General features: G+C 52.5%; 7 protein-coding genes. 2 read left to right on the top strand and 5 right to left on the bottom strand.

The genetic code is table 11. The annotated features are described in order from the left end of the window. Window positions 1–287: 287 nt before the first annotated feature. From DU002_RS16620 to DU002_RS16640, 5 genes are all read right to left on the bottom strand, one after another. On the bottom strand, window positions 288–3,749 hold the full coding sequence (locus DU002_RS16620; protein WP_114339560.1) for a hybrid sensor histidine kinase/response regulator: 3,462 nt from the start codon (window positions 3,747–3,749) through the stop codon (window positions 288–290). Between the two features lie 36 nt (window positions 3,750–3,785). Beyond that, window positions 3,786–4,496: an exonuclease domain-containing protein gene (locus tag DU002_RS16625; RefSeq protein WP_158538107.1), complete on the bottom strand. Its 711-nt coding sequence runs from the start codon at window positions 4,494–4,496 to the stop codon at window positions 3,786–3,788. Beyond that, window positions 4,493–6,331, bottom strand: coding sequence for a DUF294 nucleotidyltransferase-like domain-containing protein (locus tag DU002_RS16630; RefSeq protein ID WP_114339562.1), 1,839 nt, complete (start codon window positions 6,329–6,331; stop codon window positions 4,493–4,495). The genes DU002_RS16625 and DU002_RS16630 overlap by 4 nt, the downstream gene beginning before the upstream one ends. An 80-nt stretch (window positions 6,332–6,411) precedes the next feature. Next, on the bottom strand, window positions 6,412–8,118 hold the full coding sequence (locus tag DU002_RS16635; protein ID WP_114339563.1) for a sodium:solute symporter family protein: 1,707 nt from the start codon (window positions 8,116–8,118) through the stop codon (window positions 6,412–6,414). A 6-nt stretch (window positions 8,119–8,124) separates the two neighbouring features. Beyond that, window positions 8,125–8,391 (bottom strand): DUF4212 domain-containing protein, encoded by a 267-nt coding sequence (locus tag DU002_RS16640; RefSeq protein WP_114339564.1) that lies wholly within the window; start codon window positions 8,389–8,391, stop codon window positions 8,125–8,127. 377 nt (window positions 8,392–8,768) lie between these two features. Here DU002_RS16640 and DU002_RS16645 point away from each other — a divergent pair, with 377 nt between their 5' ends. Beyond that, window positions 8,769–9,614, top strand: a complete 846-nt coding sequence (locus tag DU002_RS16645; RefSeq protein WP_114339565.1) for an enoyl-CoA hydratase/isomerase family protein — start codon at window positions 8,769–8,771, stop codon at window positions 9,612–9,614. Between the two features lie 68 nt (window positions 9,615–9,682). Then, complete coding sequence (locus tag DU002_RS16650; protein ID WP_114339566.1) at window positions 9,683–10,522, top strand: SDR family NAD(P)-dependent oxidoreductase; 840 nt, start codon at window positions 9,683–9,685, stop codon at window positions 10,520–10,522. The last annotated feature ends 275 nt before the right edge of the window (window positions 10,523–10,797 follow it).

Genomic DNA, 10,797 nt, shown 5'->3' on the forward strand with positions numbered 1-10,797 from the left:
ATTTACGACATCAGTTGCAGGCAGCTTCGTTTCAGCATGCCATGGGGAGGCAAGGTTGGGAATGGCTAATATGCTGGACCTTTGAGAGTGAGTGATGGGTTTGATTACGCGATGGGTGGCCAAACTGATGTGTGCCTCCCGGCGTCGCCGCGAGGGCATAAGCGATTTCAGGCTAAACATTAAAACGGTATGTGCTTCGAATCTATGAAGCAGACCAAGGGCTTGCCAATTTCCAGTCTCCGCAGATGTTCTACATAAGTTTATGGGCCTCTTTTAAGACTCTTTTGCTATGTAGAAGCATCATCATGTGAAACCACCAGCAAGCGAGATACCAGTGCGCGCAGCTTCGCTGGCTTAATCATCTTGCGCATAAAGTGATAGCCCATTTTTTCAGCCCGTTGTGCTAGGCCCGGTTCTCCAGCGGCAGTGATCAGTACGCCGGGTACGATAACGTCGGTATGTAGGCGGATCTGATCCATCAGGCTCAGGCCGTCCATCTCCGCTTCAAGTTGGTAGTCGACCAGCATCAGTTGCGGTGTTTGTTCGCTGGCGAGCGCGATGGCCTGTTTTGGGTTGTCGGCCTGTAGTACGTGGCAGCCCCAGCCCTCTAGCAGGGCGGTCATACCTTGCAGCACGGCGGGTTCGTTGTCGACACAGAGCACGGTCGCGCCAGCAAGTAGATCTGCGACCGATGTGCTGGGAACAGCGGTTGCCATTTGCGATGGTGTTTGTTTGCTGCAGATCGGCACTGTGATGGCGAAGCAGCAACCTTGCTGTGGTTGTGAGCGCAGCGTTATTGTGTGCTTCATCAGCCCGACCATCCCTTTGGCAATACTCAGGCCCAAGCCTAAGCCACTGTCTGCCAACGTCGTATTCTGCTGTTGCACGCGAGTGAAGGGCTCGAAGATGGAGCTCTGCAACTCTTTCTCAATGCCGGGGCCATTGTCTATCACCTGGATCTGCAGCTGCTTGCCTTGGCGGCGAACGCCGAGTAACACTTTGCCACCGTGGGCATAGCGAAATGCGTTACCTAATAGGTTTTGTAAGATCCGGCGTAGCATTTTGGCATCTGTGGTCACTGAGAGTTGTGACGGCACATGGCGGAAATCGATCTGGTATTTGCAGGCGAGCGCGGAAAACTCAGTGACCAGTGAAGACAACAGATCGACTAAAGAGGTACAGCTCAGTTGTGGTTTAAGCTTGCCACTCTCTATCTGGGCGACTTCGACTAAATCCTGCAGCAGAACACTGGCATTACCTAAGGATTGTGTCAGCTTGGTCATTAATTCCAGCTGATCTTCCGACAGGGTATGACGCTCTTGCAATGCCGAGGCAAATAACCGTGCAGCTTCTAAAGGTTGCATCAGGTCGTGGCTCACTGCTCGCATATACTGGCTTTTATTGGTGTGAGCGCGTTCCGCTATCTTCTTTTGCTGAGCCAGTTCTTGGTTGGCTGATTCAAGTTGCGAGGTTCGTGCTTGTACGCGCTGTTCCAGTACTTCGTTTGCCGCTTTGAGGAAGTTCTCCGCCCGACGGAAATCGGTGATGTCACTGAAGGTCATAACAAAACCGCTATTGGGCATCGGATTGCCCTGAATGCGGATCACGCGGCCATTGGGCAGTTGCCGCTCTGAGGTATGGGGAGTACGTTGGCTTAAGTGATAAAGCCGTTTCTTGATCTGTTGTTCGATATCTCCGTCACCACAGAAACCGCGCTCGGCATTGAAACGGATCAGTTTCTCGACTGGTTGCCCCACCTTCAGCAGCTCGTCAGGATAGTTAAAGAGATCGATATAGCGTTGATTCCAGGCGACCAGACGCAGGTGTTCATCGATCACCGAGATCCCTTCTCCTGCGTTATCGATAGCACCTTGCAGCATCGCCTGGCTGAATTGCAGTCGTTCACTGGAGGCGTCTTCGACAAACTTCGCAACGTCATCCACTAACAGCTCCCGCCCCTCGATCAACGAGTTCAGCAGCAGGCTGGCCGAAGAGCTGCCCATGACGCCAGCCAGCAGACGTTCGGTATGATTCAACCAGACTTGCGGTTGTTTTAATTGCTCTGCGGGGAGTTGTAACTTCAGGTCAGCAAAGCTTTGCAGGGCTTTTCTTTCGCCGATAAAACGTGCCGCTAATGCTTGTAGCTCTCGGCGAGTCACCTGCTTGTGTTTTGGCGTATCACCGGTGGCTTCATGGTGTTCTAAGAATTGGCCGATCTGGATCCGTTCGATCACGTTGGGACGACTGATTTGGCTACCTAACCATAAACCAAACACATTCAACATCAGGCTGAGCAGGGTCACCGAGGCCGCGGAGTCAGTGGCTATGCCCATGGGATCCTTCGGGATCTCGATCCAGCCGAAGTGGGGAAATACCAGTAGCGTGAGCCAACAGCCTAAGCCAAGGATTAAACCCAAGGTCACCCCTGTGCGATTAGCTTTTGGCCAGTAAAAAGCGGCCAATAAAGCGGGTGCCAGCTGGGCTAAGGCACCAAAGGCCATGTTACCTAAGGTGGCCAGCGTATCCGGAGGAGACAGGTAGTAGGCAAAGTAGCCGAGCACGATCACCGCCACGATCAATGAGCGGCGCAGATTCAGTAAACCGCTACTGAATTGGTTAAAACTGTCATTGCGCGAGTCATCGCCGCGACGGAATAGCAGGGGCATCAGCAGTTCATTACTGATCATGGTGACCAGTGCCAACACGGAAACGATCACCATGGAGCTGGCAGCGGATATGGTGCCGAGAAACGAGAGAATGATTAGATTGTCTGCGCCGATGACGCTGGGTAACAACAGTGCATAACTGTCTGGTGCGACATTGCTACTCAGCAACGCCTTACCAGCAAGGCCAATGGGGATGGCAAACAGCGCAAAGACCAGCAGATAGAGGGGAAATAGCCAGCGCGAGCTGCGCGTGTCTCTTGGCGAGCGGCACTCAACCACCATCACCTGAAATTGTCGCGGCAAACAGAGGAATGCCGCCATCACCATCACTAACGAGGCCATGAATGAGGGCAGTTGCGCTGACAGGTCGATATTGTCGATGCTTTGTTGGGCGACTCGTTGCACGTCGATGCTGGGGCTGTCCAGCAGCAGAAAGATGGCGATGCCGCCGACGATAATGAATGCGCCTAATTTAAGTAGCGATTCAAAGGCGATAGCCAGCATCAAGCCCGGATGACGTTCGGTGACCGAGATATTGCGCAGGCCAAAGGCAAGCGTGAACCCTGCTAGCAGGCTAACCACAACCAGTGCGGCAAATTGCGGTGAAGCTGAGTCAGGTGCCACGGTCAGCCAGCTTTGCACAATGGCCTTAATCTGTAGCGCGATATAGGGGGTGGTGCCGAACAGAGCAACCACGGTGACTAACATAGCCACCGGCTGTGATTTACCAAACCGCGCCGCGATAAGATCGGCGATGGAGGTGATACGCAGTTTGTGGCTGACGCGGATCATCCGCTGGATCAATGGCCAGGCAAACAGAAACAGCAGTATGGGTCCTAAATAGATCGGCAGATGCGCCAGCGGATCGGTAGAGGCCTGAGCTGCTGTGCCAAGAAAGCTCCAGGATGAACAGTACACAGTGAGTGATAAGGCATAGATGATGCCGCGCCACTGGCCACGAAAAACAATAATCTTTTTATCGCCGAGATAGGCCAGTAAGAACAGCAGGCCGATATAGCCGATACTAAAAAGAAACAGCAGCCAGTCTGAGAGTTGATGATCGGGTATTGGGTGATCAGGCATCGGCGTTGGTTATCACTTGTCGTGCATCAATGGTTATTATCTTGCTGAAAGTAAAGCAGAAACATCGGGTGCTTGCTGGTATCGATGACTCAATTGCGCAAAAAATAGTTCCGCGCAGGCGATGGCGTCGGTTAATGCCTGATGGCCGTGATGGGCGGGCAGTTGGTAATCTTGCCGCAGTTCACTAAGGCGTAATCGATTGGGTGGTTGCTCGGGGTGGTGATAGCGCTGTATTGCCGCCGCCAAGTGCATGGTGTCGATCGCTGGAAGTGGCGGTACTAAGCCATATTCTGTCTGTAACGCTTGCCTGATGAACGCCAGATCCAGCTCTGCGTGGTGGATCAGCAGAATACGCCCCTCTGCTTGTTGCAGCAATTTCGGCAGCACTCCAGCCAATGCTTCACCGGCATTCACTGCGGTGTCAGTCAATTGGTGGTGGACGGCGCTTTCACCTACTCCTCCTTTGGGTTGCACTATCCATTGTTGGGCACCGGCAAGCTGTATACCTAAGTTGTCTATTGGCACGCAGCCGACCGATACGATTTCGCCCTTGTCGGGTGTCAGCGCGGTAAGCTCCAGATCCAGCGCCAGCAGTTTTGCCTCGGCAATATTGCCAGTGACCGCATCGGCAACCCCTTGGTAATAGTCCCGCAAGGGGGCGGGCAGCTGTGGGGATAACCGCTGACTTTGCCAACGAATCCAAGGCCGCCATAGCGCTAAGGGAAGCAGGTTCGCCAAGGCGTTCAACCGCGCCCTCCGGCAAATTTAAGCAAGATCGCCTGTTGGCAGCGGTCGAGCACGGCGAAGATATCTTTTAGCTGATGTTTATCGAATGGCGTTAGTTGGTCGACGGCCAAAAGATTGCCGCTGCTGCGCTGGTGCTGCAGATCGGTTTGTTGCTGTTGCTGTCTGAAGGTCAATAGTCGTTGATAGCAGAGTGTCAGCTCATCTTTGTCTTGGCTGGACAGTTTACCCTGCTCGACAGCAGCCTCCAGGCGTTCGAGTGTTTGTACGGCCGGTGTACCAGAGGCCAAAGCATAAAGGCGGGCGACATCGGTGAGCAGTGAAAGCCCGGCTTTTTTCAGGTCAACACAGGCGCCTCGCAACGGATCTTTTTCGGTTTTTAGTTGGCCAAATAAGCCCAGTGGTGGGCTGTTGGCTGCAGCTACCTGTGCCAGCATGGCGAGGAACATCTGATTATTTTGGGTCTGCTTGGCGATCTGTTGGCTGAGAATGTCGGCTAACCCCATCTCACCAAACAAAGGGCGTAGGTCGAAGAAGATGTTTGATTTTAGCAATGCTTGTGGTGTGGGCTGCTGTAGCCACTTTTCAAATTTGCTTTGCCACTGCTTAACTGAGCCGCGCATCTCAGGGTTACTGGCCATAATATTGCCGGGGCAGGTGACCAAGCCACAGGCATTGAGGGCATCACACACCCAGCGGCACATCTCATCAAAATAGGCTGAATCACTTGCGCTGGGCTCCTGCGCCAGAAGCAGCGCGTTGTCTTGATCGCTGGCTAAGTGCAGCTCTTGTCTGGCGTGGCTACCAAAGACAACCCAACAATAGGCTTGTGGTGGTGGGCCAAAACGCGCTTCAGCTAATGCTAAGAGCCGTTGTGTCACGCTATCGTATATTCCCGACAGTACAGCGCCGATCCGCTCGGGCTGGACATTGGCGGCCATCAGTTGGATCAGGAATTCTGGCATGCGTTTACAGCAACTAATTAGGCCTGCTAGCTCGGTTTGCCGAGCGATCTCTCCGGCAATAAATATCGGTGATTGCTGCTGCAGTTGCATCAGGTCGGTGGAGGTAATAATACCCACCAGTTGTTTGCCATCGATAATAGGCAGGTGATGTACCCGCTTGACCGACATCAGCAGTAGTGCGTCCATTACCTGCTGTTTTGCATCTACGGTATCGACGGGCGTGGACATCACCTGTTTGACTTGAGTGTCTGCTGGCAACCCCTTGGCAACTAAGCGGGCGCGAAGATCTCTGTCGGTAATAATGCCGAGTAGATGTCCGTTTTGCTGCACCGGCAGGCAAGACACGTGCAACTGGCTCATTAGGTGAGCGGCTTGCTGTGCGCTGGCGTCGGGGCTGATGGTGACTGGCTCGCGACGGATAAACTGCCGCAGTGACAGATTCAGTACCTGTTCCTGAATGGGGTTGTTGGCATGACGAAGGTAACGGGAAGAGCTTTGCTGAATAAACTGCTTAAATACGCGATGCTCGGTCGCTAATGTTTGTGCATCCTGCTGAGAGAGGCGATATACCAGCGCATCTTCGACGATGGTTAGTTTGGCATCGTCGGGTAAGCCAGCCAAAGCCAGACCAAAACATCCACTCTCCTCCAGCTGATCGTAGAGCCGTAAATGCTTATCGGTGATCTTGGCGATGCCAGTACGAAGCCAGTAGATAGCCGGATCCTGCAATCGATCTGAGTGATCGCCAGCTTTTAGGTAGTGAATAGAAAATTGACTGACACAATGGCGCAGCGCCTCGTCCGGAAGTCCCGGAAAAGGCGCTGCTTGTTGCATAAACTGGATGATCTCCGGAAACTGATCCGGGTCGTTCATCGCTGCTGCTCCTGACTCATAAGTTTAGTTATTGGCCTCAGCACTTCCCTGTGCCTGTTGGCTATTCTGTTACACAGTTTTTAGTGCGCGGTGGCTTCACCTGCACCTTTCGGGAAGCGGATGCTCTCCACCATATCCTGCACCTCTTGCGGTGTAGATTTAGTGATACGGCTGACCGCAATCGCTACAGCAAAGTTCAGTAACATACCCAGGGTACCAATGCCTTCAGGTGAAATACTGAATAACCAGTTTTCCGGCACGTTAGCGGCTGGGTTAATAAACTTAAAGTAGACGATATAGGCAGTAGTAAAGGTGATCCCTGCCAGCATGCCGCTGATGGCGCCCTCTTTGTTCATTGACTTAACAAAGATCCCCATAACGATGGCCGGGAAGAAGCTACTGGCGGCCAAGCCGAACGCGAAGGCGACCACCTGTGCGACAAATCCCGGCGGATTGACTCCAAAGTAACCGGCGACACAGATAGCCGCGGCGGCTGCCACTCGGGCGGCGAGCAGCTCTTGTTTATCGGTAATGTCTGGCATCAGGTTTCGTTTCAGCAGATCGTGGGATATCGACGTTGAGATAACCAGCAGTAATCCCGCCGCCGTTGATAGGGCGGCTGCTACACCACCGGCAGCAACCAGCGCTACAACCCAGTTCGGCAACTGAGCGATCTCTGGATTAGCCAGTACCATGATGTCGCGGTCGATTTTCATCTCGTTGCGCTCATCACCAGCGTAAAACATTTTGCCGTCACTATTTTTATCATCCCAACTGATCAGTCCGGTCTCTTCCCAGTTCTTAATCCAGGAGGGGGCTTCACTGTAGTTGGTACCTTGGGCTTCAGGACCATTGATCGTGGTGATCATGTTTACCCGAGCAAAGGCGGCAATGGCGGGGGCCGTGGTGTACAACAAGGCGATAAAGATCAACGCCCAGCCGGCACTGATGCGGGCATCTTTTACTCTAGGCACCGTAAAGAAGCGCACGATCACATGGGGTAGTCCAGCGGTACCCACCATCAACGCCGCGGTAATAAAGAACACGTCGATGGTACTTTTCGTCCCCTCCGTATACGCGGCGAACCCAAGTTCGGTGGACAAGCCATCGAGTTTGTCCATCAAGTAGACCCCAGGCTCAGACGCTAATTCTGCTCCCAGACCTATCTGCGGAAGAACGGTGTCGGTCATCATGATGGAGATAAATACCGCGGGGACCAGGTAAGCAAAAATCAGTACACAGTATTGCGCTACTTGGGTGTAGGTGATCCCTTTCATACCACCGAGTACGGCGTAGAAGAACACGATACTCATGCCGATGATCACCCCAAGCGTGATATCCACTTCAAGAAAGCGGCTGAATACCACACCGACGCCACGCATCTGCCCGGCGACGTAAGTGAAGGAGATGAAAATGGCGCAGATAACAGCCACGGTGCGAGCGGTTTGGGAGTAATATCTGTCACCAATAAAGTCCGGCACAGTGAATTTGCCGAACTTACGTAGGTAAGGTGCTAAGCAGAGGGCTAATAGCACGTAACCACCGGTCCAACCCAATAGGTAAACCGCACCGTCATACCCCATAAACGAGATTAACCCCGCCATAGAGATAAACGACGCCGCGCTCATCCAGTCTGCCGCGGTGGCCATACCATTTGCTAGCGGATTTACACCGCCGCCAGCCACGTAGAACTCTTTGGTTGAGCCGGCTCTGGCCCATATAGCAATGCCGATATAGAGGGCAAATGACAATCCAACCAGAATAAAAGTCAGTACTTGAATATCCATGTCCGTTTACTCCTCGTGAACGCCAAATTTTTCGTCTAGCTTGTTCATCTGCCAGACATAGACAAAAATCAGTGCCACAAAGACATAGATGGCGCCTTGCTGAGCAAACCAAAAGCCCAGCTTGACCCCGCCAATGCGGAACGCGTTGAGTTGATCAACCAGTAAAATACCGAAGCCATAAGAGACTACAAACCAGACGCCGAGTAACCCCAGCATCAGTTTCAGGTTGGCTTTCCAATAGGCCGTTTTGGCCTCGTCCGATTCAAATGCCATTCCTTCCCCCAAAATTATTATCATCTTCTAGCAACCACGTTGTGCGGTCGCTTTTGGCAGTGAACCAAATCTAGACCTTGGAATGAAAACGGGGTATTGGACTTTAGTCGAAGAGGTAAAAGTTGAGTGTTGTTGCCGGATATGATTGATAGGTAAGAGACTTGTTTGCCGCGCGCCTAGTGGGTTGCGTTCGCTTTTCTATTTATGCTTTGTTCCCAAACTGCTGACCGCGTTACTGAACGCGTGTTGCGACTGATTATCAACAAAATCTAAAAACTGATTCTGGAATATTGTTCATTTTCAATAGACCGACTCGTAACTAACCTTATCGCTGTACTCACAACTATCGCCACCGATAACCAGTTAAGGGAAAGATTATGAGTTACCAAGGCTTTACTACATTCAATGCGGTCGCTGACAGCGGCATTCTTACTGTCACATTCGACTTCGGCCCGGTTAACGTGCAGGGGCAAGAGATGCTGGCCGATCTGAATACGCTGGCGCTGCGCTTAGAGCGTGACCGCGATATCAAGGTGGTGGTGTTTCAGTCGGCTAACCCGGATATTTGGGTGTGTCATTACGACACCAACTTGCTGAAAGAGATGTCGACAGAGGCGGTGTCTCGCGATGAAGCAAAGCTATTGGATCTGCAAGCGGTGCTGGAGCTGATCAGTAAACTGCCACAGGCCACCATCGCCAAATTGGAAGGATATGCCCGTGGTGGCGGTCACGAGTTTGCGCTGGCTTGCGATATGCGCTTTGCTGCGCGGGGCAAATACAAACTGATGCAGATGGAAGTGGGTATGGGCATCTTGCCTTGTGGTGGCGGAGCATCACGTATGGCGCGCCAGGTTGGTTTGGGCCGCGCGCTCGAAATTATCCTCAGTGCCCGAGACTTTAGCGCCGACGAAGCCGAAGCCTATGGCACCATCAATAAAGCACTGGAGCCGGACGAGATCGGCGAATATGTCGACACCCTGGCCCAGCGTATTGCACAGTTCCCAGCCGAATCAATTAACGCTTGTAAGCAAGCGGTGTATGAGTCTATCGATAAGCCGATAGCAGAAGCGCTGAAAGCGGAAGCCTACTGGCTGTATCAGGCCACCAGTAAAACCGCCGCAATTAAGCGTTTTACTGTTGCAGATGAAAAAGGGCTGCAGTTTGATATCGATAATCAGCACAACTGGCCAGATTTGGTGATGCAGGTTCAGGATATCAACTAAGTTAAACAGGCTTGAACGGTGCGATCCGCGCACCGTTCGACACCGTAGGATTAAAGAGAGAACGCAACATGCAGAAAACCATATTGATTACCGGCTCGACCGATGGCATTGGCCTAGCCACGGCCAACATGCTGTTGGCACAGGGCCACAGGATCCTGCTTCATGGCCGAAATGCCGACAAACTCAATAAGGTAAAAACCGAACTGGCCGCGCAGGCCGTGAATAACGGCTCGGTAGCGGGGTATGTCGCCGATCTTTCTGATATGGCAGGTGTGGAAGCGCTGGCCACTGCCGTTGCCGCTGACCTAACGGCAAAGCATCAAACATTAGATGTACTGATTAACAATGCTGGCGTGTTCAATGTGCCTAACCCTCTGACGCCTGCGGGATTAGATGTCAGGTTTGTAGTGAACACCCTGGCACCCTATCTGCTCACCCAGAAGCTGTTACCTATGTTGGCGAAACAGGGGCGCGTAGTTAACCTGTCATCGGCGGCGCAAGCCCCGGTGGATATCAGCGCTATGGAGGGGAGCGCGTTGCAAGGTCAGGGCGGGTTACCTGACGGTGCTGCTTATGCCCAGAGCAAACTGGCACTGACCATGTGGAGCATGGCAATGGCAGAAGATCTTACTGAGCAGTTTGGCGCACAAGCGCCAGTGATCGTTGCGGTGAACCCTGCTTCGTTTTTGGCCAGTAAAATGGTCAAAGACGCGTATGGAATGGCGGGTAATGATCTGAGCATTGGTGCAGATATCTTGGTACGCGCAGCCGTGTCTGACGAGTTTGCTGACGCATCAGGTAAGTATTACGACAATGATGCACGATGCTTTGCGCAGCCGCATGCTGACGCATTGGACAAAGCTAAACGTGATGAAGTGGTTGCCGTAATCCAGACGTTAGTTAAGTGAGCAATGCTAAATACTGCTACCCCAAATAGAGCACTAGCACACAGGCTATAAAGGCTTATGCGCCTCAAGTGTGCGTTGAAAATGAAGCCGCCCAAATGGGCGGCTTTTTTCTTCCTGCAAGTTTGCGCTGATTTTCACTGGACAAATTTGGCCCTTCACTAATTAGAGTGGGTAGGTGCCAAGTCCAGCCCACCGAAATGAAACATAATTGCCCGCTTATAACGCTCTTTAGAGCGGTATCCTTGCGCCTTAACTCGCATTGTTCGTATCTTGCT

The organism is Corallincola holothuriorum (assembly GCF_003336225.1).
Classification (GTDB): Bacteria; Pseudomonadota; Gammaproteobacteria; order Enterobacterales; family Neiellaceae; genus Corallincola; species Corallincola holothuriorum.

Bases quoted from the DNA above. Each gene is read 5' to 3' on its own strand.
- DU002_RS16650 (WP_114339566.1), top strand. From the start codon at position 9,683: ATGCAGAAAACCATATTGATTACCGGCTCGACCGATGGCATTGGCCTA.
- DU002_RS16630 (WP_114339562.1), bottom strand. From the start codon at position 6,331: ATGAACGACCCGGATCAGTTTCCGGAGATCATCCAGTTTATGCAACAA.
- DU002_RS16620 (WP_114339560.1), bottom strand. From the start codon at position 3,749: ATGCCTGATCACCCAATACCCGATCATCAACTCTCAGACTGGCTGCTG.
- DU002_RS16645 (WP_114339565.1), top strand. From the start codon at position 8,769: ATGAGTTACCAAGGCTTTACTACATTCAATGCGGTCGCTGACAGCGGC.
- DU002_RS16635 (WP_114339563.1), bottom strand. From the start codon at position 8,118: ATGGATATTCAAGTACTGACTTTTATTCTGGTTGGATTGTCATTTGCC.
- DU002_RS16640 (WP_114339564.1), bottom strand. From the start codon at position 8,391: ATGGCATTTGAATCGGACGAGGCCAAAACGGCCTATTGGAAAGCCAAC.